Source organism: Leptospira koniambonensis (assembly GCF_004769555.1).
GTDB lineage: Bacteria > Spirochaetota > Leptospiria > Leptospirales > Leptospiraceae > Leptospira_B > Leptospira_B koniambonensis.
Genome location: NZ_RQFY01000001.1, coordinates 731,570 through 757,126, shown reverse-complemented (window position 1 = coordinate 757,126; position 25,557 = coordinate 731,570). Strand labels below are relative to the sequence as shown.

Annotated in this window: 22 protein-coding genes; 8 read left to right on the top strand and 14 right to left on the bottom strand. The window is 39.1% G+C overall.

Going from position 1 to position 25,557, the window contains the following annotated elements; translation table 11 throughout:
- Complete coding sequence (locus EHQ52_RS20030; RefSeq protein WP_167492164.1) at window positions 1-177, bottom strand: hypothetical protein; 177 nt, start codon at window positions 175-177, stop codon at window positions 1-3.
- Window positions 178-424: 247 nt separating this feature from the next.
- Entirely contained in the window at window positions 425-865 is a 441-nt protein-coding gene (locus tag EHQ52_RS03395) for a CBS domain-containing protein (RefSeq protein ID WP_086449248.1), read from the bottom strand.
- 348 nt (window positions 866-1,213) lie between these two features.
- On the opposite strand from EHQ52_RS03395, the gene EHQ52_RS03390 reads away from it, so the two are divergent.
- The 3 genes from EHQ52_RS03390 (at window position 1,214) to EHQ52_RS03380 (ending at window position 5,002) form a co-directional block, all read left to right on the top strand.
- The gene (locus tag EHQ52_RS03390) at window positions 1,214-2,707 is read left to right on the top strand and encodes an ATP-binding response regulator (protein WP_135613975.1); all 1,494 of its coding nucleotides are present in this window, start codon (window positions 1,214-1,216) and stop codon (window positions 2,705-2,707) included.
- A 115-nt stretch (window positions 2,708-2,822) separates the two neighbouring features.
- A complete protein-coding gene (locus EHQ52_RS03385; RefSeq protein WP_135613861.1) occupies window positions 2,823-3,878 on the top strand; it encodes a class I fructose-bisphosphate aldolase in 1,056 nt (351 codons plus the stop codon).
- Between the two features lie 143 nt (window positions 3,879-4,021).
- Window positions 4,022-5,002 (top strand): cysteine synthase A, encoded by a 981-nt coding sequence (locus tag EHQ52_RS03380; protein ID WP_135613860.1) that lies wholly within the window; start codon window positions 4,022-4,024, stop codon window positions 5,000-5,002.
- On the opposite strand, the gene EHQ52_RS03375 is transcribed toward EHQ52_RS03380, so the two are convergent.
- The gene (locus tag EHQ52_RS03375) at window positions 4,999-5,997 is read right to left on the bottom strand and encodes an LA_0442/LA_0875 N-terminal domain-containing protein (RefSeq protein WP_135613859.1); all 999 of its coding nucleotides are present in this window, start codon (window positions 5,995-5,997) and stop codon (window positions 4,999-5,001) included. The two genes, EHQ52_RS03380 and EHQ52_RS03375, sit on opposite strands and share 4 nt — an antisense overlap.
- Before the next feature lie 145 nt (window positions 5,998-6,142).
- Here EHQ52_RS03375 and EHQ52_RS03370 point away from each other — a divergent pair, with 145 nt between their 5' ends.
- Window positions 6,143-6,424, top strand: coding sequence for an LIC_11321 family protein (locus tag EHQ52_RS03370; protein ID WP_135613858.1), 282 nt, complete (start codon window positions 6,143-6,145; stop codon window positions 6,422-6,424).
- Window positions 6,425-6,601: 177 nt separating this feature from the next.
- Here EHQ52_RS03370 and EHQ52_RS03365 read toward each other — a convergent pair whose 3' ends face one another.
- The 7 genes from EHQ52_RS03365 to EHQ52_RS03335 form a co-directional block, all read right to left on the bottom strand.
- Window positions 6,602-7,633, bottom strand: a complete 1,032-nt coding sequence (locus EHQ52_RS03365; protein WP_135613857.1) for an LIC11086 family outer membrane transporter — start codon at window positions 7,631-7,633, stop codon at window positions 6,602-6,604.
- Entirely contained in the window at window positions 7,624-8,493 is an 870-nt protein-coding gene (locus tag EHQ52_RS03360) for a hypothetical protein (protein WP_244244775.1), read from the bottom strand. Before EHQ52_RS03360 ends, EHQ52_RS03365 begins: the two co-directional genes overlap by 10 nt.
- Before the next feature lie 14 nt (window positions 8,494-8,507).
- Window positions 8,508-9,653, bottom strand: a complete 1,146-nt coding sequence (locus EHQ52_RS03355) for an MbnH family di-heme enzyme (protein WP_425269376.1) — start codon at window positions 9,651-9,653, stop codon at window positions 8,508-8,510.
- A 51-nt stretch (window positions 9,654-9,704) separates the two neighbouring features.
- Entirely contained in the window at window positions 9,705-10,649 is a 945-nt protein-coding gene (locus tag EHQ52_RS03350; protein ID WP_135613855.1) for an MbnP family copper-binding protein, read from the bottom strand.
- Window positions 10,650-10,746: 97 nt separating this feature from the next.
- Window positions 10,747-11,193, bottom strand: a complete 447-nt coding sequence (locus EHQ52_RS03345; RefSeq protein WP_135613854.1) for an LIC_11090 family protein — start codon at window positions 11,191-11,193, stop codon at window positions 10,747-10,749.
- On the bottom strand, window positions 11,190-11,501 hold the full coding sequence (locus tag EHQ52_RS03340) for a hypothetical protein (protein WP_100711408.1): 312 nt from the start codon (window positions 11,499-11,501) through the stop codon (window positions 11,190-11,192). Before EHQ52_RS03340 ends, EHQ52_RS03345 begins: the two co-directional genes overlap by 4 nt.
- A gap of 83 nt (window positions 11,502-11,584) precedes the next feature.
- The gene (locus tag EHQ52_RS03335) at window positions 11,585-14,953 is read right to left on the bottom strand and encodes a methylmalonyl-CoA mutase family protein (RefSeq protein WP_135613853.1); all 3,369 of its coding nucleotides are present in this window, start codon (window positions 14,951-14,953) and stop codon (window positions 11,585-11,587) included.
- Window positions 14,954-15,151: 198 nt separating this feature from the next.
- On the opposite strand from EHQ52_RS03335, the gene EHQ52_RS03330 reads away from it, so the two are divergent.
- On the top strand, window positions 15,152-16,156 hold the full coding sequence (locus EHQ52_RS03330; protein WP_135613852.1) for a phosphatase PAP2 family protein: 1,005 nt from the start codon (window positions 15,152-15,154) through the stop codon (window positions 16,154-16,156).
- Between the two features lie 4 nt (window positions 16,157-16,160).
- Window positions 16,161-17,462, top strand: a complete 1,302-nt coding sequence (locus tag EHQ52_RS03325; RefSeq protein WP_135613851.1) for an oligosaccharide flippase family protein — start codon at window positions 16,161-16,163, stop codon at window positions 17,460-17,462.
- 60 nt (window positions 17,463-17,522) lie between these two features.
- On the opposite strand, the gene EHQ52_RS03320 is transcribed toward EHQ52_RS03325, so the two are convergent.
- The 4 genes from EHQ52_RS03320 to EHQ52_RS03305 all read right to left on the bottom strand — a co-directional run bounded on the left by EHQ52_RS03320 (window position 17,523) and on the right by EHQ52_RS03305 (window position 22,231).
- Window positions 17,523-18,422, bottom strand: coding sequence for an ATP-binding response regulator (locus EHQ52_RS03320; RefSeq protein ID WP_135613850.1), 900 nt, complete (start codon window positions 18,420-18,422; stop codon window positions 17,523-17,525).
- 92 nt (window positions 18,423-18,514) lie between these two features.
- On the bottom strand, window positions 18,515-19,888 hold the full coding sequence (locus EHQ52_RS03315) for a PDZ domain-containing protein (RefSeq protein ID WP_135613849.1): 1,374 nt from the start codon (window positions 19,886-19,888) through the stop codon (window positions 18,515-18,517).
- Complete coding sequence (locus EHQ52_RS03310) at window positions 19,885-21,354, bottom strand: S1C family serine protease (protein WP_135613848.1); 1,470 nt, start codon at window positions 21,352-21,354, stop codon at window positions 19,885-19,887. The genes EHQ52_RS03315 and EHQ52_RS03310 overlap by 4 nt, the downstream gene beginning before the upstream one ends.
- Entirely contained in the window at window positions 21,347-22,231 is an 885-nt protein-coding gene (locus EHQ52_RS03305) for an LIC11113 family protein (RefSeq protein ID WP_135613847.1), read from the bottom strand. The genes EHQ52_RS03310 and EHQ52_RS03305 overlap by 8 nt, the downstream gene beginning before the upstream one ends.
- Window positions 22,232-22,425: 194 nt before the next feature.
- Between EHQ52_RS03305 and EHQ52_RS03300 the strand changes: the two genes are divergently transcribed.
- Together EHQ52_RS03300 and EHQ52_RS03295 are read left to right on the top strand one after the other, a co-directional pair.
- Entirely contained in the window at window positions 22,426-23,277 is an 852-nt protein-coding gene (locus tag EHQ52_RS03300; RefSeq protein ID WP_135613846.1) for a sulfurtransferase, read from the top strand.
- Window positions 23,278-23,339: 62 nt separating this feature from the next.
- Complete coding sequence (locus EHQ52_RS03295) at window positions 23,340-25,496, top strand: alpha-glucosidase (RefSeq protein ID WP_135613845.1); 2,157 nt, start codon at window positions 23,340-23,342, stop codon at window positions 25,494-25,496.
- The last annotated feature ends 61 nt before the right edge of the window (window positions 25,497-25,557 follow it).

Sequence of the window (25,557 nt, the reverse complement as noted above, 5' to 3'; positions counted from 1 at the left end):
TCATTCTCCCTTTTCTACTACTCTTCCTTTCGCGGAGATATCTTTTTCCCCGGAAGAATATTCTCTGTCTGGATACACCACTCTAAAACCTGAACCTTCGTTCCGCTGAGGAAACATGAGTCTTTGTAAAAAACGATAGGTTAAATATGCGAATAATATAATTAAAAGGAGTTTCATCTCTGATTTAAGTTCGGTTTAGGAATGCCGCCTTAGTCTATACTTACCGGAAAAGTGATTCCGGCAACCCGATTTCCAAAAAACGGAGTTGCTGGTTTGGGTAATGGTATTACTTTTTAGGAATTAACGGGAATACCCGAATGTGAGCCACTTGCCCCCTGGATATAGTCCAGGCGGGGCATTTTTCTATAAGTATCTTCAAGGTTCGATGATCGGGATATATCCCGGCAGAAGGAATAAAAAAGGATCAGATAAATCCGGATTCACTATATATATAATTTTTTAAGTTTTTATTCTCTTCTTCCGTTTTTGCGATTTTGGCTTTTACAGCGTCTCCGATAGAAACGATCCCTACCAATCTATTTCCATCTAGAATAGGCATGTGCCGGATCCTTTTTTTTAGCATAATGGAAAGAACTTCGTCCACTTGGTCATTCGGTTGCATAGTAGTCAATGTAGTGGACATTAGATCTGCCACTGTCTTATCGAATACTGCTTCCCGATCTGTGGAGGCGAAATGAAGTAAATCCCTTTCTGTAAATATACCGGCGAGTTTCCCTTCTTTAAGCACTATCACGGAACCTATATCATACTTGGTCATAAATCGGATCGCTTCCCAAACAGTGGTACTGGGTTCCACCGAGAGGATCTTTCGGTCCTTTTTTTCCAAGATATCTTTTACCAGCATGGCTACCTCTAGGCCCAAAGTGTAGTTTTGAGGGAGCTTCGATTCAAGGACTTTTTTTGGAAAAAAGAGGTCGGAACTATGACAAGGTTTTGGTTCTTTTAGTCGAATGAGCGGAAAAATGAGGACTAAATTTGGAAAAAAACATTAAAATAGGACTGATTTGAGTTTGGAAAATTCAGTGATTTATTCCTGGATTCCAAAATGCTAAAATGGATCAAAGGAGAAGTTTTGAAAATTTTGCGGAAACAATTATATTCCTAAAAAAGGATTTCCCAATTCACTCCTAACGTGGGAGCATAACGGAAGAGCCGCAGTTTTTACCACCTCAGGAATATGTTAATATCGAACATGAGTTCTTCTTCAGAACAACCGAATATTCTAATCGTCGAAGACGAATGGCTTCTATCTTTCAACCTCCAAAAGACTCTCCAAAATTTAGGTTATAAGGTTGCGGGAGTCGCTGCGAACGGTCAGGACGCCCAATCTATTTTTAAGGAAACTGATCCTGATCTAGTTCTTATGGATATCTCTATCGAAGGAGATATGGACGGGATCCAAACTGCTCAACATATCCAAAGGATCAAAGACGTTCCTATCGTTTTTATGACTGCATACACAGACGACTCTACATTTATGAGAGCGATGGACGCGGCTTCTACTTATGCTTATATCACTAAACCGTTTCAGAACCATCAGCTTAAGTCTTCTATTGAGATTGCACTTCGCCAACAAAAACGTTTGGGTATCGTTAAGGAAAGTGGCAAAGAATTTAAGAATGTGATCCAAAGTATTTCAGAAGGTGCAGTTTCTCTGGATGGAGAAGGAAATATTATATTTCTAAATCATTCCGCAGAAGAGCTGACCGGCTGGAGTCTGGAAGAGGCTCTTGGAAAACCCGGAGATGTGGTCCTTTCTTTTATACAAACCCAGATCGGTTCTGGAGAACATCCTGATAATCTAGGCCATAACCTCAGATACATCCCAGCGGTCCTTGTTAGAAAGGATGACAGAAAGGTTAGAGTAGGATTCAGAGTTTCTCCTATTCGAGATGAGGCGAATCGGATTGTGGGAAGTATCGTAACCTTCTCCGAATTGGACCTACTATCCGTATCCGAAAAAAGGATCTCAGAAATGGAGAAGGTGATCCAATCCGAAAAAAGATTGGAGTCTATCCAGAAATTGGCAGCGGGTATTGCTCACGAGATCAATAATCCTCTTATGGGAGTGATCAATTATGGGAATATTATTCGTAATAAAAAAGAACTTCCTACAGACATTCGAAATTACGCAAGAGTAATCATTGAACAAGGAGAAAGGATTTCTGGTATTATCCGAAATCTGATCTTATTCTCTCGTTCTGATAATGAAGAGCCTGCTTGGTGTAAACTGGATGATATTATAGCCGGGGTAGAGGGAATTATCTCCGAATTATTAAAATCCAAAAACCTGGAAATTTCCAAAAACATTCCGGAAGACATGCCGGATATATTCTTAAAGCAAAATCAAATTAAAGAAGTATTATATTATCTGTTGTATTTTTTCGCGGATGGAGTTGGTTCCGATCTAAAAGGAAGTACGATCCATTTTAACGCGGGTGTAGAAAATACTAAAACTGATTCTGGCAAGTATCTGGACATTCGACTTTCAGGAACCTTGAACGGAGAATTGGATCCTGAGAATGCCTTCCAACCTTTTGAAAGGATTCAATCAGATGATTCTCGGATAGGGATGGGCCTTTCTGTTTGTTATGGGATCATTCAATCCAATCATGGAAAACTGGATGTCCAAAAGTCCAGTTCAGGCACTGACTTCCATATCCGCCTTCCAGTCCAAACTAAATAAAGAACCTGCTTTAACCTTCTCTTTGCCTCGGGATTCCCGCCGAAAATCGATGGAAATTTTGGGCTTCGCCCCAAAACTAGTCACCAGATCGATAAAACCAATAGGTATAACTGGAATGTTAGATAAAATCAAGAGCGCATTAGGTGCGGAAGCGGATTCTCTCTTAAATCATGTCTCTAAAACCATCCCGAAGGAGACCCTGACCATCCCTGGTCCCAATTACGTTGACGAAATTTTTGCTAAGACCGACAGAAACAACTCTGTTCTTAAAAATTTCCAATCCATCTACAACACTGGACGTCTTGCTGGAACAGGATATCTTTCCATTCTTCCTGTAGACCAAGGGATTGAGCATAGTGCGGGTGCTTCCTTCGCTAAAAACCCTGCTTATTTCGATCCAGAAAATATCGTAAAACTTGCTATCGAAGGCGGATGTAATGCAGTTGCTTCCACTCTTGGAGTTTTAGGATTAGTATCTCGTCAGTACGCTCACAAAATTCCTTTTGTAGTTAAGATCAATCATAACGAACTTCTAAGCTATCCAAACAAATTCGATCAGATCCTCTTTGCAAATGTAGAGCAGGCATTCGATATGGGAGCAGCAGCTGTAGGAGCTACGATCTATTTTGGTTCTGACGAAAGTTCCAGACAGATCCAAGAGATCTCTGAAGCTTTTCACAGAGCTCATGAACTAGGACTAGTAACTATTCTTTGGGCATATCTCAGAAACGATGGATTCAAAAATGATAAAGCAGATTATCATATCGCTACTGACCTTACTGGACAAGCAAACCATTTGGCTGCTACTATCCAGGCAGATATCGTAAAACAAAAATTACCTGAAACCAACTTAGGTGGATTCAGAGATCTGAAATTCGGTAAAAAAGATGATAAGATGTATACTGATCTTTCTTCTGAGCATCCGATCGATATGGCGAGATACCAAGTAGCAAACTGTTATATGGGTAAAATTGGTCTAATCAACTCTGGTGGACCTTCCGGTTCTAATGACCTTGGTGATGCAGTAAAAGCTGCAGTTATCAATAAAAGAGCCGGTGGAATGGGACTTATCTCCGGAAGAAAAGCATTCCAAAAGCCTATGAAAGATGGAGTTGCCTTGTTGAATGCAATCCAAGACGTATATCTTTCTAAAGACGTAACAATCGCTTAACAGCTGATTAAAACATAGATCATTTTTCCGGTACAAAAAACAAAATCGGAAAAATTCGAGGGGGAAAGCGGGTTCACGAAAGTGGATTTGCTTTCCTTTTTTTATTTGCAGATACATGAAAATATTATAATAAAGAGGTTCTTATGGAGATCAAAAAAGGTTTTGCAGATGCGATCGGGAACACTCCTCTCATCCGTTTAAATTATTATTCTAACCTAACAGGTTGCGAAATTTTAGGAAAAGCAGAGTTCTTAAATCCCGGAGGTTCCGTAAAAGATAGGGCTGCATTATTTATCATTGAAGAAGCAGAGAAGAAGGGACTCTTAAAGCCGGGCGGTACTGTGGTCGAAGGCACCGCAGGAAATACTGGAATTGGTTTAGTACATATCTGTAATGCAAAAGGTTATAAATGTCTAATCGTAATTCCAGACACTCAATCCAAAGAAAAAATAGATCTACTTAGAACACTTGGTGCAGAAGTAAGAACAGTTCCTGCAGTTCCTTATAAAGATCCTGGAAACTATGTAAAAGTTTCCGCTCGTATCGCAGAAGAAACTCCGAATTCTATTTGGGCGAACCAATTCGATAATGTGGCAAACCGTTTGGCGCATTATCATACTACAGGACCTGAGATCTGGAGACAAACAGATGGAAAAGTAGATGCTTGGCTTGCATCTTTAGGAACGGGGGGAACATTCAGCGGGACTGCAATGTTCTTGAAGGAAAAAAATCCTAAGATCAAAACAATCGCAGCGGAACCTTATGGGTCCGCAATTTATAATTTTGTAAAGAAGGGAGAGCTTAGTTCAGAAGGAAATTCTTTCACAGAAGGAATTGGTAACGGAAGAATTACCGAGAATATGAAAGATGCACCTTTTGATGATGCGATCCGAATAACAGATGGGGAATGTTTGGAGTATATTTATACACTTCTCCGCAAAGATGGATTGTTTGTAGGCGGCTCAAGCGGGATCAATGTGGGAGCTGCTGTGAAACTTGCAAAAGAATTAGGACCAGGTCATACAATAGTCACTATTCTTGCGGATAGTGGAGCAAGATACCAGTCCAGGTTATATGACCAGGACTGGTTGAAATCGAAAGGATATTCTATTCCAGAAGTTTAGAAAGTGCTTACATATCTCAGGTCGGTGTGGTATTCCCAAAGATTACTCGCGCCACCTGCAGCGATCGGCATATAATTACCTTTAAAATTGAATCCTTCTTTCACTGCTTCTCCGGAAGGAGTTTGGATTATATTATGAGTGGCCCATTTTTGGCCTAAGAAATAACTTTGGGCCAACTGAATTAGATATAAACCAACACCCATATAAAGTCCTGTTCTGCTATAGGTATCATATTGGCTTTCTTTAGTTTTGAAGGAATTATATTCTGAGATACTATCAGATTGCAGTTTAGTCACTAGGACAGAAGCACCTGTAATTCCTGCACCTTGGATCTGTGCATAAGTAATTGGATCTTCGAATAAAATTTTGTTCAGACGATTCTCTGCTTTATTATGTTGCTCTGTTGCAGCTTGACTTCCACCGATCGCAACAATGATAGAAAGACCGATTGCTACTTGATAAGCTCTCGCGTAATTCTCATGCTTCATTGTGGAAAGTCCCCAACCAGGGAGGATGGCTGATTTCCAAACAGGTTCCCAAGGATTTCTGTTTGCAGAAATATATTCTTCCCAACTAGAATCTTGTTCGTCTATATACTTCTCGATCAATGCCAGACGTTTTTGAACTGCCTTATAACTATTCTCCTTGATCATTTGTTCCAGAAGAATGGTGTCTAATTGTTCCTCTTTTTCAGGTTTTTTGCCGTCTTTGTTCAGTTTCTTTTTTTCAGCATCGAATAACTTTGCAAGTTCCGCCTCATCCTTGATATCTTTGAAGATGATCTTTAAGATTTGGGACTTGGCTAAGGTTTGTCTTTTGGTTTCTTTTAGGATTGTAACAGTATCTGTAGATTGATCGATTACAGTTCCATAGGTTTTTTCACCGTTTTTTAAAAGGATCGTTTCCGCCGAAACTTGGCTAAATGCAATCGTAAGGAAGATAACGGAAGCTGATAAGGACTTTGGTCCTGGTAGAATTGAGCGGAGATTTTTCATTCGAATTCCTATTCGGTCTTTTGAGCTTTTCTCCCTTTGTCACCTTCGTAAGGCCGCCGAGTCAACGTAAAAACTTGACTTCACTTTTTGAATTCAGGGATTTTTCCTTGCCTTGGAAACTAATTCTGGAGATAAAATAGCTAGAATGAATTTCAGAACTCTGGTCTTGGTTTTCGCATTTAGTTGTATTTGTTCGATTGCGACTTCAGTCTTGGGAGTTTCTCCTGAACCTCCCAAGGATAGCAAGAACCAAGAAGTATCACCCAAAAAAGAAAAACCTTCTAAGATCCAAGGGTGTTGTAGGATCAAATACGAGGGTGGGGGGATAGATTATTTTCCTTCCACCGAGGAAGAATGTGTGGCCAAGTCAGGCTTTCAAAGTTTTGAAAAGAATTCAGCACTCTGTTTCCAATCCCTTTGGGATTAAAAATTCTTAATATAAGATTTTTTCGCACGGAGATCACAGAGTTCACGGAGGTGAGAAAGCCTGATGTAGGAACTCCGACATCCCAAAATTAAGATCCGATACTATATAATCTCTCCGCGCCTTAGCGCCTCTGCGTGGGAAAAACCTCTGTGTTCTCCGTGTGCTCTGTGCGAAACCTTACTTTTTCTCCAAATCATCTTCTGATTCGAATTCTTCTGCTTCTTTTTCTGATTTTTTAGAAGAATCTCTCCATTCAGGAATTTCAAAAGAAATAGAAGTAGTGATCGCATAATCATAAAGACGGATCTCAGGGTCTCTAATTAAGGGAAGACGGCCAGCAATTGTAAGATAAGTACCCTTAGTAAGAGTATAATTAAAACCTAAACTAGCTTCTTTGAAGGCCTTTGGGAATTTTTTCTGGGTTTCTGAATCTTCTTCCAAAAGACTACCACCGCCGATCACGTTCACATAAGGAGTTCTGTATAAAAGTCCTCCAAAAACACTAAAATCTTTGGTCCAAAAATAAGTAATATATGCAAACCATTGAGTGATCTTTTGGATCTCTGGATGCTCTTCGGAGTTTTGGGTAGTAGTGCTTTGAGCCCAATAAGGAAGGCCGGACTGAGTATCTAAATTTGCATGATCTTTAGATAGCGGGAAAATTCCTGAACCTCTCAACACAAATAAGAACTGTTTCCAAGTAGCACCTACTGTAAGATTTGCAATTCCAGAATAATAATCCCCACCTGCAAATTTATCTGTATCACCACCAGAAGGAAAACCAAGTCTGCCTTCCAAAATAATGAAGAATGGCCAGCCAGTATCGATCAAAGGATTCCATTTTGCTCCTACAAATGCCTTACCGTAACGAGCAGCGTCACTTCTATCTTTTTGCTCATAATAAGTCCAAGGAGCACTGAAGTTTGCGGCAAATTTACCTCCCGCAAAATTGAACTCACCGAAGACGGTAGTTGTATGAAGATTAGAATTATCGATTGTACCTTTTTGAAAATCTTGAGTGATCAAAAAATAATCAGAAGGTTTCTCTCTTTTGCCCGTAAAAGGATCAATAAACCGTGTAGAAGAAGTCATATTCTGTCCTTCTCCTGCGTGGTGAGCAAAAATTTCCCCACCTAAAAAGACAAAAAATAGAAATGCAAAAAGTCGTATAAAAATTAGTAGATGATGTTTTTTGAATATTAGAAACATGAATATAATACTAAGACCTGGCCGCTTGTTTCCAGATTCTCCTTGATTTCGGAGTAAAGGGTTGTGTTTTGAAAATCGTTAATTGTGATCTCTGAACCAGAGAGTGCAAAGATCCCGTCCAAAATAGAAAAAGAAGATCCTGCCCTTTGGGAGAGTAGACCATCCGTTCTAAATCCTATAGAAAATGGAATATTCTTTTTATAGGGGATCTCTAAATCGCAGGAAGCTTCTACCTGGAATTCTGCTTCTCTTAATTCTACGTGAACTATCTTTGTGGTAGAACCATTAGATATTTGGAATGTAAGAAGAAGGTCAGAAAATTCCCCATAAATATGTTGTAAGGTTCCGTAAGGCACAGCTGGAAAAGGAGATAAACTCTGCCTTTTCACGGGTCCGGTTAAAGCGCTAAAATCAGAGGTAGAAATATCCCCTGCAGAAAAACTTCCTTTGATCCCATATTTTTTGGAATAAGAACCAGTCCCTGGAGTAGGAGTTTCAGATCCACCTGAATGGAATACATGAACCTTGCCATCCGAGGAAGTGGAAGAAACCGAAACAGAACTTTCAGGAGCCTTAAACAACATGGAAATACTTTCAAGAACCACTTCGTTCCCGGTGAGTTGTATCTGATAAGAGGAACTTCCACTTAATGTAAAAGAACCGATATCAGAATCTCCTTGGTCATCTGAGTAATATAACCAAGGAGAAATGATCGCTCTTCTTTCGTCCATAATACGAAATAACGCCTGAAGTTCAGTTGACCTTTCTTCTGTGGAATTTCCTAAAGTTCCGTAGGCACAAGCCTGGAAAGACAATAGGAACAGTAAGATATATTCGAATTTTATTCTATTCTTCATCATATTTATCTAAAATTTCAGAACGGATCCTGGAATTTAGGGTTGGTTGTAAATTCTGTATCTGTAAGGCTTTTTAAGAATTCCACTAGATCTTGTTTTTCGGATTCACTTAATGAGAAACTTCTTACAAATACATCTCTGTTTGGATTTGAGGTTCCATCCCCGGTTCCACCGTTTACGTAATGATTTACCACTGCCAATAGATCAGGAATGGAGCCATCATGCATATAAGGTGCAGTGAGTTCTACGTTACGCAGAGAAGGCGCCCTGAATTTTCCTCTATCGGATTCTTGAAATGTAAATTCGTAAAGTCCGCCGTTCGGACTTACAAACCTGGAAGAATCTAATCCATTATTGTGAAATGTAACTTCTTCGAAAACTGTTCCCACATGAAGGATAGTATCTGTAAAATTGAAACCACCATGGCAATGGAAACATTCCGCTCTTTCTCCAAAGAATAGGTTTTTACCTCGGATCGCAGAAGCACTTAAGGCTGAAAAATCTCCTGCTTGGTATCTATCATATGCAGAATTTCCGGATATAAATGTTCTTTGAAAACTGGATAAAGCTTTCGTAATATTTAATATACTGAAAGGATTTTGATCGCTTGGGAATGCTGCCTTAAATTTACGAACATACTCAGGATCGTTTCCCAATCTTTCTAACAAAAGATCTTCTCTGTCCTTCATGCCCAGTTCTACTGGATTATCTCCGAACATAGGAACTCTTGCTTGATCTTCTAATTTTTTCAAAACGGGATTTGCCCAAGTTTGTCTGAGATTATATGCTACGTTAGAAAGATGTTGTGCATTTCTTGGATGTGTTTGGCCTGTAGAACCTACAGAAACTGTAAGTCCATCGGTAAACGCATTCTCTTGTTTATGGCAACTTCCACAGCCTTGAGTTTCATTTTCGGATAATCTTGTATCATAAAATAAAAACTTACCCAACTCCACTTTTTCCACAGTGATTGGGTTATCACTTGGAATTTTTGGAGCTGGAAATCCTGCAGGAAGATCCCAGGTGTAAGGAGTTCCTTCCGGAGTGCTTGTACCTAAAAGTATAAGTAAACTTTCTGATCCGGAACTTTTTTCCTTCTCCAATCCCAATTGTGTACATTGGAAAAGAAGAAAGAAGAATAAAGAAAACGTAATAGATCTAATCATAAAATGTTCCGGTTTCGGCCTAAAAGACCGAAACCATCGGTTTAGTATTTATTTGGAGACAATTCCAAATACTGTCTGAGCGGCGGACCCGGCATTCCCGGTAGAATAATCCAAACCAAAATTTGGATACACTAATGAGCAGGTAGCGCTGTCCATGGCTCCCATAGAATGGCAAGATTTGCTTCCAGTGCTGATATCCCAGCCGGTCACGGCTTTTTTAAGATCGAATTGTACCTTTTGAGTGAACGGATTGAATCCTCCAGTTGGAGTTAACTCAATCACGGCTCGGTTAGAATTCGTGCAGGTATAAACTCCACTAGTCTCAGAACAGCCCGCGGCACCCATATGTAAAACCGCAGCATTTCCGACTGTTGCTGGATCGTTGGATAAAAATTCTCCTACGAAAAATCTATAACCCATTGTCCAACTCCAAGCAAGTCCAGAAACATTGAGTGGGCTCGGGGCAACACTGTAATCGATGTGGTTTAAACTTTCAGGAACACCCAAAGTGAATCTAAGTGTTTTATAGGTTTTATTTTCTACAGATGCTTGGACAAAATTATTTGTTTCAGTGGTTCCGCTGCAGCTTCCTTTTCCATTTTCAAAATCCAGAAGTGCAACTCCGCCATACTGCCAAACTCCAGTATTAGGAACATCTAATGTAACTATATTATCGTTCTGGTCTACCAATTCGAATTCAGAAACATAAAATCTGAGATCCTTAAGTCCGATCGGCATAACCCCAGCCACGTGTTGGATCGTTACTGTAGAACTGGAAGTTACGACAGAGCTGGAATGACTATCTCCATGCCCGGTGATATCCTCCCCGCATGTAGCGTCGCTGTCTCCTACCACAGCTTTAAATTCGATTCCCGGCTGGTTTAAGGTTGCTAAAGCCAAAAGAGCCATGTTTGGATTGGAAGATGATCCGTCACAATTGAATGCAAGAACGGATAATAAAAGTAATACAATATATTTATATAATAATTTCATAATATTCTCCTGAGGAAAGTGTTACACTTTCCGATTTTTCGTATAGGCATGAGGATATAATAATCCTATGCTTCCTCGTTCGAGGTTTAGAAAATGTTTAGGAGAATTGAGGGGGTCTTTCTATATCGAAAGAAACAAACACTCCTAAACCTTCTTGGATACGGCTCAAAAGCTCTGAGCCAAGAGTTTCAGGGGCTATGTTTTCTAATTTGGAATAGGTGAAAAATTGAGTGCAGATAGTTCCGCTTAAATAAGAGGCCTTGTCTTTTGCTTTTTTACAGGCGCATTTATGAGCCTCACCAGACTTAGCGGAATGGCAATCGGGTAGGGAAGAAGGTTTAGAATTCGAATGATCTTGTCCGGAATCAGCAAGTTTAGAAGAGAATCTTGAATCTTCAGAGTCTGAATGTTTTTCTTTTTGGCTAGCGTGATTACAATGGCAAAGTTTGATCTCTCCTGCGAGCATTCCACAGAACCAACCACTTCCGAATACCAAACTTTGGAATAAGAAGCAGTTGGTCAGAATGATCGAAATCGTTTTCATTGTAGGGAGATTTTCAGCCGATTCAGAACAGTTTTGAGTCCTTCGCTGGTTTTAATTTCCACCGGGACTCCTTTGGATTTTAATTCCGCCAAAAGTTTTAAGATCCGGTTTAATATAAGAGAAGGGATAGCGACAACATTTTCAAGATCCAGTTCTACAACGGTCGGCTGGATTTCTTGGATCTTTTGCAAGATCAGGCCGATTTCTTCAGTTTCGACAGAACATACGTTCCGCACAAAAACGACTCTAAACCGTTTTTTTTCAGCGTATACATGTGTCTCTGTAAACTGGATTGCAGAAGAAGTCATGGCCTTGGACCAAATTTTCTACCTTGAAACCCTAAGGGAAACAAAAAAAGGTCTTCTGAATTGATTTGTATCACTTTAGTCGGTCACATACTTCTTCTGTATTGACCGCCCACTTCGTAGAGAGAATGGGTCATTTGTCCCAAAGAACAAACCTTTCCTGCTTCTACCAATGCTTCAAATCCGTTCTCTCCGGACAAACAAGCTGCCTGCAGATTTTTCAAGGCCTCCGAAGATTCCTCTTTATTCCTAAATTGGAATGCCTCCAATTCTCTGATCTGTGCTTTTTTCTCGTCTTCTGTGGAACGGATCACTTCTTCTGGAAGAATTGTAGGAGATCCATCCTTACCTAAGAAAGTATTCACTCCAATTACTGGGATCTCGCCTGTATGTTTTCTGTGTTCATACTCCAGAGATTCTTCTTGGATCTTGTTTCTTTGGTACATTCTTTCCATTGCACCAAGGACTCCGCCTCTTTCTGAGATACGTCTGAACTCAGATAAGATCGCCTCTTCTACCAAATCAGAAAGATCATCAATGATGAATGAACCTTGTAGAGGATTTTCGTTTTTAGCAAGGCCTAGTTCCCTATTGATAATGAGCTGGATCGCCATTGCTCTTCTGACAGATTCTTCCGTAGGAGTTGTGATTGCTTCATCATAAGCGTTCGTATGCAAACTATTACAATTATCATAGATTGCATATAACGCTTGTAGGGTGGTTCGAATATCATTGAATGCGATCTCTTGAGCGTGTAAAGAACGGCCAGAAGTTTGGATATGATATTTTAGCATTTGAGAACGTTCGGATCCACTATATTTATACTTCATACTTTTGGCCCAGATCTTACGTGCCACTCTTCCAATCACTGCATATTCTGGATCAATTCCATTCGAGAAGAAGAAGGAAAGATTCGGAGCAAAATCATCAATCTTCATTCCGCGTGAAAGATAATATTCAACAAATGTAAATCCATTTGCGAGGGTGAATGCGACTTGAGTGATTGGATTTGCTCCTGCCTCTGCGATATGATATCCAGAAATAGAAACAGAATAAAAATTACGCACCTTATTCCAGATAAAATATTCCTGTATATCTCCCATTAATTTCAGAGCAAATTCAGTGGAGAAGATACATGTGTTCTGTGCCTGGTCTTCTTTTAAGATATCTGCCTGAACAGTTCCACGAACAGAAGAGAGAGTTTCCTTTTTTATCTTTTCATAAACTTCTTTAGGAAGTATCTGATCTCCTGTGGTTCCTAAAAGAAGAAGACCCAGTCCATCATTTCCAGTCGGGATGTCTCCTTTGTATTGGGGAACCGGAACTCCTTTTTTAGAATAGATCTCTGCAAGTTTGGATTTTGCCTCTTCCACTTTTCCTTCTGCATGAATATACTTCTCGCAGGTTTGATCAATTGCGGTATTTAAGAAGAAGGATAGAAGCATCGGTGCCGGTCCGTTGATCGTCATGGACACAGAAGTGCTAGGACTACAAAGATCAAAACCAGAGTAGAGTTTTTTAGCATCATCTAAAGTAGCGATACTTACTCCTGAATTTCCGATCTTACCGTAAATATCTGGGCGAAGTCCTGGATCTTCTCCGTATAATGTTACAGAATCGAATGCGGTGCTCAAACGATGAGCAGGCATTCCATGACTTACATAGTGGAATCTTGCATTTGTCCTTTCTGGTCCGCCTTCTCCTGCGAACATACGAGTAGGATCTTCTCCAGTTCTTTTAAAAGGAAATACTCCAGCAGCAAACGGGAATTCTCCCGGGAAGTTCTCAGTATAAGACCATTTTACGATCTCTCCCCAGTTGCGGAATTTAGGAACAGAAACTTTGGGAATATTTAAATTACTTAAAGATTTTGTAAAATTCTCTACTTTGATCTCTTTGTCTCTGACTTTATATATGAAAAATTCTCCGGAATATTTTTCTAATTTAGAATCCCATTCTTTTAGGATCTTTCTCGTATCAGGATGAAGTCCTTCTTCTCTTTTGGAATATTCTTCTTCTAGATCGGAGATGTTTTTGCCTCTTTCCTTTAATACTTCTATTGTACCTTTGATCCTATATAAAACTTCTGCAGTTTCGGATTCTTTTTTGACGAAGTTTTCGTATTTCTCGCATTCTTCTGCGATCTCAGCCAAATATCTTTGTCTATCAGGGGGAATGATATGTATCTTTTGGCTAGTCTCGGAGCTGGAAGCAAAATTAGATTTCCAGTCCAGATTGAATTTTTTGTTCAAAGATTCGATAAGCGCAACATACAGATTATTTGTGCCAGGATCATTGAATTGAGAAGCGATTGTACCGAATACTGGCATCTTCTCCGGGCCCTGATCAAATAATTTTCTGGATCTTTGGAATTGTTTTTGGACATCTCTGATTGCGTCTAATGCGCCTCTTTTATCACATTTATTAACTGCGATAAGATCTGCATAATCGATCATATCAATTTTTTCTAATTGAGTGGCTGCACCGAATTCAGGAGTCATCACATAAAGAGAAAGATCGGAAACTTCTGTAATCTCGGAATCACTTTGTCCTATCCCAGCTGTTTCTACGATCACGAGGTCGAATTCAGAACTTTTAAGAACATCCAAACTTTTTTTGACATTTCGGTTTAATGCGATATTTGCTTCTCTAGTTGCAAACGATCTCATATAAACTCTTGGATGAGAAATAGAATTCATACGGATCCTATCTCCTAAAAGTGCTCCTCCCGTTTTTCTTTTGGAAGGGTCGACAGATATAATAGCAATTGTTTTGTCTTCGAAATCATGGATGAATCTTCTTACAAGTTCATCTGTAAGAGAGGATTTTCCAGCTCCCCCGGTTCCGGTAATCCCTAAAATCGGAATTGTTTTTTTAGAAAGTGGAAAATCCAATTTTCCAGGATCTATTTTTTTAGGATCATTTTCAGAAGATTCTACTAAGGAGATTGATTCTGCGATTGCGATCGGATTTTTTTTGCGGATCTCCGAGAAAAGATTCCCATTAAATCTATGAGGTGGGATAAAATCAGATTTTTGTAATAGATCATTGATCATTCCTTGTAATCCCAAAGAACGCCCATCGTCAGGTGAATAAATTTTAGAAACTCCATACGCTTCTAATTCTTGTATCTCCGAAGGAAGAATGGTTCCTCCACCGCCGCCGAATACTTTAATATGAGAACTTCCTTTTTCTTTCAGAAGGTCTATCATATATTTGAAATATTCTACGTGACCGCCTTGGTAACTTGTGACTGCGATTCCTTGTACATCCTCTTGGATGGCGCAATCTACGATTTCTTGAACTGATCTATTGTGACCTAGATGAACTACTTCCGCTCCTGAGGATTGTAGTATTCTTCTCATGATATTGATAGAAGCATCGTGTCCGTCAAAAAGGGAAGCAGCAGTCACAAATTTTAATTTATTATGAGGTGTATAAATTTCAGGTTCCATTATATTCTCCTAATGTTCGGCCTTAGGTAAATCTTAACCGAACTTTGTTTGTTTTGTCGTTTGGAGAACGATCGTTCAATAAATTCCACTTATATATCTATCATGCAGCAGGAATACGAATCTATCAACTGGATTTTGGCATACAAAACGAATGTTCTAAAAACACCCGGAAGGTGATTATCCTGCAAAGAATTCATTTTGCGTTTAAAACCGAAACTTTATAGGATCGTTTTTATGACGGATAGTTTCCTTTGGAAAGAGATCTTATTCTCTAACTCGCCTTTAGAGGCTCTTCATATTTCTGCCTTAAAACCAGTGTTGGATCCTCTTACAATTGTGTTCCATCATTTGGGATCTTCTCTCTTTTTTATGGCACTTGTCTCTCTTATCTATCTTTGTATGGATAGAAAGATAGGACTTAGAATGACACTTGGTCTTTTGATCGCTGGTGTTGTGAATGGAGCTTGTAAGGCGCTTCTTACAATGCCAAGACCAATCGGTTTACCATTTGCATCCGAGCTTGGACTCATGGAAGGTTCCTACGGATTTCCATCCGGGCATGTGCAGACTGCAGTGGTGTTATATGGAACTTTATTTTTGCATGTACGAATTCCTTGGGTGAGAATACTCACTGCGTTTTTGATCTTATTCATGCCAATCGCAAGAATGTATGCAGGACTTCACTTTTTGGGTGATACTCTAGGAGGTTTTGTTTTAGGATTACTCGTGTTATTCGGATTGGAGTTCTGGTTTTCAAAAGATCCTGGAGTTTTGGAGCCTAGTTTTACGGGACAAGTGCCAGACCAAAAAAGACTGAAGTCACTTGTACTTTTTATTTTGGCTCTTACTGTACCTAGTATTCTTCTTCATGACCCAAGCCAGCCTGAATCCACAAATAAATCCTGGGAGCAGGTGATCTCTTCTGCGGGAGCTCTTGCAGGTTTCGGGATCGGGATTTTGTACAATAAAAGGGCAGGGTTGGATTGGAAACCAGTCGATTCTTGGATCGTATTTTTGATCAGAGTAGCAGTGATCATTCTTGGGATCCTGATCTTTTATTTGGCTCTCGGAAAAATTCTCTCCTCTCTATTGGGGGAAAATCCGGTTGCCAGATACTTTAAGTATGGGATCGTGTGTTACTATATTGGCCATCTCGCTCCCATTCTTTTAAAAAGAATACGCGGAGGCATTTATCTAACTTAACTTCATGCTTCGCCTTGGATCCTCCTTACAGTTCATTTCCGAAAGTATCGGAAAATTACGGACCTCCGGATTCATACGTAGCTTTTTTTCGGTAGGGTTTTCCAAGGTAATCGCCTCCCTACTGAATTTTATCTTCATGGTTTATTCCGTTCGGATTTTGAGTAAAAACGAGAACGGGATCTTCCAATACTATTCTGGATTTCTGCCTATACTTTTAGCAGTGGCAGAATTCGGATTGCCCACCGCCTTAGTTCGATTCCTTTCTCCAATGACCGAAGACAAAAGAAAAATTGGAGTGCTTCTTGCATCTTCTCTTTGGGTCAAATGGGCCGCATTATTTCTATTAGTGCTTGTAACAAGTATTGCTGTTTATTTTTTAAAAGAGAATGCACTTGCAGCATTTCTTCTAGTATTTGGTAGCTTCGTTCTTTCTTTTAATTCATATTTCGAAAGTATATTTGTTTCTTTCGGGCAATACCATGCACTTTCGATTTGGTATCCTCTTCCAAACCTGATCCGTATTTTAATCTTATATTTAGCGGATCAATTTTCAGATCATGCACTCGGGCATTTGGATATACTTGGTATCTTCTCTGTAGCACCCGTATTTACAATTGTTCTTTTCTTCCTTTTATTCCCGAGAGGTAAGCTGCATTGGGCGGGTGATAAGCAAGAAGTCAGACAACAAACCAAGGAACTAATCTCATTCAACCGTTATGCGTTTTTAGCCTCTTTATTTGCGATCGTGTCCGATAGAATGGAGTTATTTTTCTTAAACAAATACCATTCTAACGAAGCAGTGGCAGCATATGGGGTGGCATTACAACCTTTCAGCGGATTTGTGATCTTGTTCTCTGTTTTGAATTCAATGATCTATCCTAAACTCTCCAGATTAACGGAAAATAAGGAATTCACTAATTACTTAGGCAAATCTATCTTAATCGCAGTAGTATTTGCGCTGGCATTGGGTCCTTGGGTGTTTTTAGGAGATTGGGTTTTCTCCGCACTATTCTCAGGAAAATATCCTGAATCAGTTCCAGTATTCCACCTATTGTACCCGAATTATCTATTCCAATTAGTATTTTCTCCACTTGGGATGGCATTATTTGCATTAGGCCAACCTAGGTTACTTGCGATACTTGCTCTTGTGCGATTGATATTCGGATTAATTTTAGATAATCTTTTAATCCCTGAATACGGGACCATGGGAGCAGCGGGAGCATTTTTCCTGGGGCAAATCCCTTCTTGGTTTTTGCTCAGCGGTTATTTTTTGGCGTATTACAAACCTTCTTCCAAACAATCTTAGCAGAAGTCATCAGATATATTCAAAAATTAGAATATTCTATTTTACGGTTAGATTATTAACTTAAGTTTGTTTTACTTCTGCTTTTTGAAGTTTTTTTACGAATGTGACTTGGTTTCCCTTATCATTATAAGAAAGAGAATCCACATTCATACGAACCAAGAAAATACCTCTGCCTGAAAGTTGGCTTGCATTCGGATCTTGTACTGGATCTGGAACTCTTGCAGGATCGAAACCTTCTCCTCCGTCTTCCAAGATAACAGTCACTCTTGTATCATCATAATCCACTTCTACCCGGATCCATTCTTCTTTGGATTCACAGATTTTGTCCACATAGGAGAAATAATCATTCTCTTGGAACATCAACTCTTGTTTTTGATGATATGTAATACGAGCACAACCATGTTCAATTGCGTTACCGATCAGTTCGTATAATGCAACTTTTAAGGAGAGTTGGTCTTCGTTATGTAGATTGGGAAGATGGGCTAAAGACCTCAGGATTAAATGAACATATTGGTTTAAATTTCCAAGTCTAGGAAGAAGAGCAAACTTCTGCCTGGATTCCCTGACCTGGAACATTCTTTTGTCCACAAGGTCTTTGCCGGCATAGAATAAATTCTTAAATCTTAAGAGAGAATAACGGATCGCCTCCATCCGAAAAGGTTTGAGGAAAAAATCCACTGCTCCTAATCGAAGAGCATTGATGGAGATCTGGATGTCTTGATTTCCTGTGATAACTATAAAAGGAGTTTCTACTCCTTTTTCCCTCAATTTAGTGATGAACTCTATACCGTTCATCCTTGGAAGACGAATATCGGTGATGATAAGATCGAAAGTTTCTGACTCTGCTAAGGTTAAACCTTGTTCCGCGGTTCCGGCTAGAACAAGCTCGTATTCGCTGCCGAAAATTTCTTGGAACAGATCTCGGATAACTTCTTCGTCATCAACGAAAAGGATTTTCATAATAAATTCCTAATTCAGAACTTCCGAATGTTCGAGGTGCCATTCGGAAAACAAAAGAAAACCCTGGAAAGGTATTCTAGTCAAGAATTTTGTCAGCGGATATTGTCTAGAGAATCAAGAGAATATAAGGATTTTATCCTTTCATCCAAACTTTTTAACTCTGACTTATCAAAAACTGCCAATTTATTTCCTGAAAACCGGAAGATCAAAAATTCGTCCTTATTCTCAGAAATGGCCGCTTTCAAACCTTCTACAGAATCCACTACCTTATCATTCACAGATTCTAGGATTAGGTCTTGGAATTCTTGATAGGCCCTGTTCTTCTCGTCCGGAAATGCTCTGGAAAGTAATACAATACGACTTCTTTCAGGATGAAGTTTTTTAGAATAACTTTCTGCTAAGTATACTAACTTTCTATCGCTGGAAGATTTGTATTTTTCTCCATATTCTTTTAGATAAGTATGAGTAAGTTCGGTAAAAAGTAATCCACCTGCGATTATATATTTAGGAGCGATCTTGTCCGAACTTTCAGGGATCAAAAAAGAATCCTCGTTATACGGTTTTAGCTGATAACGTATTTCTCTTTTTCTACCATCACGGTATAATGATAGAGTGACCCATTCTCCAGAATTTAGATAAGATCCACCTTTGCTGAGTAGGATATCATACAATACTTGTTTTTGTTTAGAAGCAACCGGAGTCCCATTCACGGAAAGAACTGCATCACCTGGAAATAGATTATGCATTGGACCAACTCCAGGTAGGACTTCTGAAACAACCGCACCAAGGCTGCCTTTCGGAAAATAATAATCTTCTTCTGCAGGAGTTAAGGAACCTTCCGCAGAAAAACCTGGATGAGGAAATGGAGAAGTAGAAGAAAATCTACTTTGATAAAATCTACGGAGAAGGTCTGCGCCTGCATTCCAAGTTCCGTCTGTAAACCCGCAAACTTTCTTTCCTGAAAATAGAAAACTCCTGGTCCCGTCTTGATTTTCTTTTCTAGAAAGTTTAGAAAGAGGCAAAATCGATTTAGAAAATTCTAAACTTCCCCATTCAAAATTTGTGAAGAAGGAGGAGCATGTCCTTTCAGTCCTTACACCTTCTTCTAAAAGAGCGATAGGGGAGGCCTTTTTAGATCTTCCTAAGTTTTCAGGAAGAAGTACAATACCAAGCCCAGTATCCAGATCTACTTTTTGGAAATATGCTTTTCTTCCCGCGGATTCTTCCGGATGGATTTCCGCAAATAGAGGAACTTCTCCTGGTTTTAAAAGTGCAAGTGCGGTTCTTTCATCCAGACGGATTGCAGGAACTTTTTTCTGATACGGAGTTCCTTTTTGGAAAGGATTATGATGAGAATACTTTCTAAAATGGACCAGAAGAGAAAATTCTGAATCTGCTTTAGCTTCTAAATTTTCTAAAAACCCTAAACAAAAAACAAGAAGGAATACTAATTTATAGGATCTCATTTTCCCTCCTTGGATTCGTCAGACTTGATATCGAATCTTTTTCTGACCCTTAAGTCTATTGTTCTAACAGTTTTGGCATCTAAAACCAAAGGAAGTCCAACTCCCCTGAATTTTAAAACTAAGGTCCCATTGGAGAATTTTTTCCAATATTCCTTAAATTCTGCGATATTCGCAGGAGTTTTTCCATTAATGGATTCTAATATTTTAAAACGATAATTTAGGTATTTAGAGTTAAGAGGATCAGGGAAAAGAGTGGTTAAGATCAAATCTCTTTCTGTAAATTTGAAAAGATCGTCTTGTATAAAATAACTATAATGGTATCTAAGAGCAGTTTCCACTCTTTGGCTTTCTTTGCCAAATAATGCACGATTTACCGGCTGGAATAAAAGTCCTGCTCCTAAAAAACTTCTGATCTGACGATCTCTATACAATTCTAGAGAATCTGTCTTTTTTAGTTCTGCTTGTATCTTAAAGTTTTTTCCATTTCTATAAAAATACAGGGTCAGTTTTTGTCCTACAAAACCAGGCTCAATCAGATCTACAATCGTTCTTCCGGTAAATTCTAAAAGACCACCTTCATTATTCAGATAAGCCTCATCTACTTTATACAAAAAGTCGTCTGTCTGCAAAACATCTGAAAAAGAAGAATTCGGATATACCTTATTTACAAGCACTCCTTGCAAATTCTGAGGAACTCCCAAATACTTTTTCACAGACTCAGAATTCCCGTTTTGGAAAGTAAAACCAACGAATGGAAATCCATCGTATTGTCCGTCTTGTATATCTTTTAAGAAATGTTGAACCACTTCAGGAGGGATAAGATATGCTGTATTCCCTTGGATTTGGCTGACTTCGAAAATAATCCCAGCTACTTTTCCATTTTGGATAGCGGGACCGCCTGAATATCCTGGAAGAATATTGGCACCTACACGGATTACTTTTCTATAATCTAAACCAGTAAAAGAATATCTGAGTCTTTCTACACGATTGACTAGTCCATTTTCCAAAGTGAGATTTTCTGCACCTTCTGGATAACCAAGCATCAAAAGATTACTTCCTAAAGAAGGGGATTCTTCTGCAATTTCCAAAGGTTCTACAGAAGAAAAGAATTCTTCGTCTTCTACAGAGATCAAAGCCAAATCACAGTCGAAACCTATAAATTCTACTTTTGCATTATAATATTTGCTGCTATTAAAACGTTTTACCTTGAGATACTTAGATTCAGAGATCACATGAGCATTTGTTAATATTCTATTTCCTGCAATGATAAAGCCTGAACCTACATCGCGGGAAAGGTCCTGATCCCCAAATTCCAAAGGATCACTTGCATCTGGATAAATATCACTTCTGACGATTACAACACCGTTTAATAAAGTTTTAAGATCTGAGTTCCCATTCGTTTGAGAAAAAATGGGAAAACTGAAGATTAAGATGATCCCTGCGCGAAGTATCCAAAATTTATTCATGAAACAACTCCGCGTCGGACCATACAATTTTATCCTTTTCTACTGATTCTAATTTCAATTTTGCCAGGTAACGGGCTCCTTCTTGGAGCTCCTCAGTTGGTTGGTTATCCACTAAAACATTTCCACTCAGATCTGCTTTGATCCTGATCCAGGAATAAGGAGAATCCGGTAAACAACTTGCCTGGAAAGAATAATACAAAGACTTATCCCAATAAAAATCCGCATCTTTTCCTAAGTAGAGAAGAGGGCAGGAAGAATCAAAAAAGATCTCTTTTCCCTTAGGAGTGGGGCGATCAATTGGATGTTTTGCGATACTTAAGAAATATTGCAGACCAAAATTCACAGTGGAGGCTTTGTCTACAAGTTTCGTTTCCGGATTGGATTTATCACCGGGCATAGGTTTGGAACTCGCGGCTTTTAAATTTTCTGCAGAAAATTCCAGCTCCCAATAAACAGATTTTCCTAACTTAACAGGGCCTTTCACTCTAAAAGAATCTATTCTTTCTGGAGAACGTAATCTTTCTTCTCCTGAATAAACGAAACCGTTTAGTTTTTTACCGGGACAATCCAAAGATAGATACTGAATTTCCTCAGATTCAGGAAGAGTTTTGAACTTACACTCACCAATATGAACTGTCCCATGTTGTTTGAACCATTCTTTCAGAGGTCTTGCGTCTTTCTCTTTGCTGTATTTTCTCCAACCTTCCTGAAATTCTTTCTCAGCAAAGTCTCCAATCCTGGAATTTGCTTTTTGAGGAGGTGGTTCTTCTGCGAAACTTCCAGAATCCGGAATAAAAACGGAAAAAAACAATAAAACTCCCAGGCTCACAAAAGAAAGAAGGAGTCTTTTCGTTCTTAAATGGAAAATATTCTGCATCGGGGAAAACATTCTTAATTATTATCGGTTCGGGAAAAAGCGGATTTTACAGATCTGTAAATAGAAGAGGAATTTCCGTAGAATTCTTGTGATTATGTCTCGAAATTCAAAGAATACCAAAAAAAAGTTAAACTCTGAAACGGGACTATGGAATATGGTTAAAACTAAGAGTAAAAAATATAACGGTATTCATCTTGTCTCACTGGAGTTTTCTTAAAACCGACCTGAACGAAAAACAGGACTTATTCATCGATTGTCGCTCCCAAGCGCAATATCAGGAATCCACCTTAAAGGGTGCGTATTATTTTCCATTTGTCAAAAAGGCTTTTGCTTCTGATCCGGACTCTTCTAAAAAATTATTGGGCCCGATAGAAGAGATACTAGCTCTCGCTAAAAAAGAAGAGAAGTCTAGAATTTTGGTTTTTGACGAAGGAATGGGGATGTTTGCATCCAGACTTGTTTTCCTTTTGAGATGCGCAGGTTTTCAAAATGCGTTTTTGATAGGGCAACGTTGGCCTGTAGATGGAGCCAAAGAAAAAGGTTCTAAAGAATTAGATATAGGTCCTTCTTCCAAAGTCCGCAAACTGGAAGGAGTGATAGATAAAGCATTCTTAGAGAAGAACTTAACTAGGCTCCAAATTTTCGATACTCGCACACCAGAAGAATATGATGGAAAACTTCCACGTTTGACTGCACCTGAACCAGGAAGTCTTTGCGGAAGATTGCCAGGAGCATTCCTTTGGGATTGGAGAATGTTGTATGACGCGAACGGAGAGCTCGTAGACAAAACCTTCTTCAATAAAAAGTTAAGAGGTTTTCCTTTCATGCCGGAAAGGACCACTGTTATCTATGATTATAACGGAGCAAGATCGTCATTGCTTGCAATGATGCTCAAAGAAGTTGGATACAACGACGTGAATGTTTATGTTGGCTCTTGGTTTGAGTGGAGAAAATCCAATCTACCTAAACAAGCAGCGAATATTTACGGACAGACTGGGGCAGGAGCTTCTGCACCAAGAGTCGGTGGCGTAGACAGAAAAAGTTAAAAAAAGAAAGACTTCTAAAGCTTATTAAAAGAACCTCTCGTTAGTTTCTAAGAGGAATAACGATGAGGTTCTTTTTTATTATCAGCATACTATTTGCATTTTTATTGGATTGTGGATCCAGATTTGAAAAAATCTCACCGTTTTCCATTCCTCCTCAAGAATTCGCCCTTGGCAACGGTGTCAAAGCTGTATTCTTACCAACTGAACTATCGTTCATTACTTCGAAGGGTAGGATCTTAGAATTTTCAGTCCAAGATCCATTTCTTTCTTCTGCAAAAGGAGAACAGATCGTAAATTATAGAAAGGCAACATTCAAGATCAAAGATAAGATCTTATTAGAATGTGGATCTCAAACAATTGAAAGTCTTGGATTAGAATCAGGCGCATTAGTCGTCCAAGGAAAACTTACCGGAAAAAATTGTGAGACGTCTTACTCGATCCGATTTGTTTCTTCTTCCAATTCAGGACTCGATTGGAAGGTAGAAATTTCTAACCCAGAATTAAACCGCACGTTCATAAAATTCAAATCAGACGAATCCGAAAGTATTTATGGTTTAGGAGAACAATTTTCTCATCTAAATCTAAAAGGTAAAAAACCATTCTTATTCTCTGAAGAACAAGGAGTAGGAAGGGGAGACCAACCGATTACATGGGGAGCAGAATTATTAGAAGGCGCTGGTGGAAATGAATACAGCACTTACACGCCCATTCCGTTTTTCCTCACGTCTCGAAACAGAGCATTCTTCTTTGAAAATACTTCTTATTCAGTTTTTGATTTTGAAGAAGATTCCGAAATTGCAATAGAATTCAGAGAAAGAGGACTCAATGTCAAATCCTGGAAAGCTGCTAGTCCTAAAGAAATCTTAAAACAATATACATCTCATACTGGAAGATTTCCGAATTTACCTGATTGGGCTTATGGAACCTGGCTCGGCATCCAAGGCGGAAAATCAGTTGTTTTGGAAAAGATAGAAGAAGCAAAACAAGCAGGAAATCCGATCAGCGCGCTTTGGATCCAAGATTGGGTTGGGCAAAGAAAAACAGTATTCGGCTCCCAACTCTGGTGGAAATGGTTTCCGGATGAAACCAGATATCCTGATTTCAAAAACTTCGTAAAAGAATTAAACCAAAAGAATATTCAGGTTTTAGGATATATCAATCCTATGCTTGCTACCGAAGGACCTCTATTCGAAGAAGCGGTCAAAAATAATTATTTAGTAAAAGATAAAGAAGGAAAAGATTATATAGTCCAAACTGCAGGATTTCCCGCAGGACTCTTGGATCTTACAAATCCTAAAACCAGAACTTGGATCAAAAATATCATCAAACAAAATCTGATCGGGAACGGGCTCTCCGGTTGGATGGCAGATTTTGGAGAATGGTTGCCTACGGATGCGGTAATATTCTCTAAAGAATCTGCAGAGATCTATCATAATCGTTATCCTGTAGAATGGGCAAGACTGAATCGAGAAGCCATCCAAGAGGCGGGAAAAGAGGGACAGATCGTATTTTTTACTCGGGCTGGTTATAGTTATTCAAATAAATATTCCACTTCGTTTTGGGCAGGAGACCAGATGGTGAGTTGGGGAAGACATGACGGGATCGTATCTTCTTTAATCGGAATCTTGAGTGGAGGAATGTCAGGACTTAGTTTAAATCATAGCGATATAGGCGGATACACCACGATCCCAAGTCCTATTAAAGATTATTTCAGATCAAAAGAATTATTTCTACGTTGGTCGGAGCTGAATGTATTCACTCCGGTTTTTAGAACTCACGAAGGGAATAGACCTGCTAAAAACCACCAACCATATTCCGATCCAGATACAATAAAAGAATTCGCAAGGTATGGACAGATACATCTTGCATTAAAAGAATATTTCAAATTTCTAAATAAAGAAGCTTCTGAATCAGGACTTCCTTTATTACGTCCACTTTATCTTTCCTATCCGGAAGACAATAATACAAGAGATCTTCAAAACCAATTCTTACTCGGAGAGGATCTACTTGTAGTCCCGGTTTTAGAAAAAGGAGAAGATACTGTAAAAGGGTATCTACCTAAGGGAGAATGGGAACATGTTTGGTCAGGCAAAACTTTTACAGGTGGAACTTGGATAGAAACACCAGCTCCACTCGGATCTCCTGCCATCTTCTTGAAAAAGAAAGGTGCCTGGTACGAAAAATTAAAATCTGCGCTTTCTACTTTCAAAAAGAACTGAAATAGTGCAGAGTTTTTATTTGGATCATAACTTCTAAACAGTCTAAATAAAAGAAGAAGGG

Coding starts and splice junctions, on each gene's coding strand:
- EHQ52_RS20030 (WP_167492164.1), bottom strand. CDS start 177: ATGAAACTCCTTTTAATTATATTATTCGCATATTTAACCTATCGTTTT.
- EHQ52_RS03395 (WP_086449248.1), bottom strand. CDS start 865: ATGCTGGTAAAAGATATCTTGGAAAAAAAGGACCGAAAGATCCTCTCG.
- EHQ52_RS03390 (WP_135613975.1), top strand. CDS start 1,214: ATGAGTTCTTCTTCAGAACAACCGAATATTCTAATCGTCGAAGACGAA.
- EHQ52_RS03385 (WP_135613861.1), top strand. CDS start 2,823: ATGTTAGATAAAATCAAGAGCGCATTAGGTGCGGAAGCGGATTCTCTC.
- EHQ52_RS03380 (WP_135613860.1), top strand. CDS start 4,022: ATGGAGATCAAAAAAGGTTTTGCAGATGCGATCGGGAACACTCCTCTC.
- EHQ52_RS03375 (WP_135613859.1), bottom strand. CDS start 5,997: ATGAAAAATCTCCGCTCAATTCTACCAGGACCAAAGTCCTTATCAGCT.
- EHQ52_RS03370 (WP_135613858.1), top strand. CDS start 6,143: ATGAATTTCAGAACTCTGGTCTTGGTTTTCGCATTTAGTTGTATTTGT.
- EHQ52_RS03365 (WP_135613857.1), bottom strand. CDS start 7,633: ATGTTTCTAATATTCAAAAAACATCATCTACTAATTTTTATACGACTT.
- EHQ52_RS03360 (WP_244244775.1), bottom strand. CDS start 8,493: ATGATGAAGAATAGAATAAAATTCGAATATATCTTACTGTTCCTATTG.
- EHQ52_RS03350 (WP_135613855.1), bottom strand. CDS start 10,649: ATGAAATTATTATATAAATATATTGTATTACTTTTATTATCCGTTCTT.
- EHQ52_RS03345 (WP_135613854.1), bottom strand. CDS start 11,193: ATGAAAACGATTTCGATCATTCTGACCAACTGCTTCTTATTCCAAAGT.
- EHQ52_RS03340 (WP_100711408.1), bottom strand. CDS start 11,501: ATGACTTCTTCTGCAATCCAGTTTACAGAGACACATGTATACGCTGAA.
- EHQ52_RS03335 (WP_135613853.1), bottom strand. CDS start 14,953: ATGGAACCTGAAATTTATACACCTCATAATAAATTAAAATTTGTGACT.
- EHQ52_RS03325 (WP_135613851.1), top strand. CDS start 16,161: ATGCTTCGCCTTGGATCCTCCTTACAGTTCATTTCCGAAAGTATCGGA.
- EHQ52_RS03320 (WP_135613850.1), bottom strand. CDS start 18,422: ATGAAAATCCTTTTCGTTGATGACGAAGAAGTTATCCGAGATCTGTTC.
- EHQ52_RS03315 (WP_135613849.1), bottom strand. CDS start 19,888: ATGAGATCCTATAAATTAGTATTCCTTCTTGTTTTTTGTTTAGGGTTT.
- EHQ52_RS03310 (WP_135613848.1), bottom strand. CDS start 21,354: ATGAATAAATTTTGGATACTTCGCGCAGGGATCATCTTAATCTTCAGT.
- EHQ52_RS03305 (WP_135613847.1), bottom strand. CDS start 22,231: ATGCAGAATATTTTCCATTTAAGAACGAAAAGACTCCTTCTTTCTTTT.
- EHQ52_RS03295 (WP_135613845.1), top strand. CDS start 23,340: ATGAGGTTCTTTTTTATTATCAGCATACTATTTGCATTTTTATTGGAT.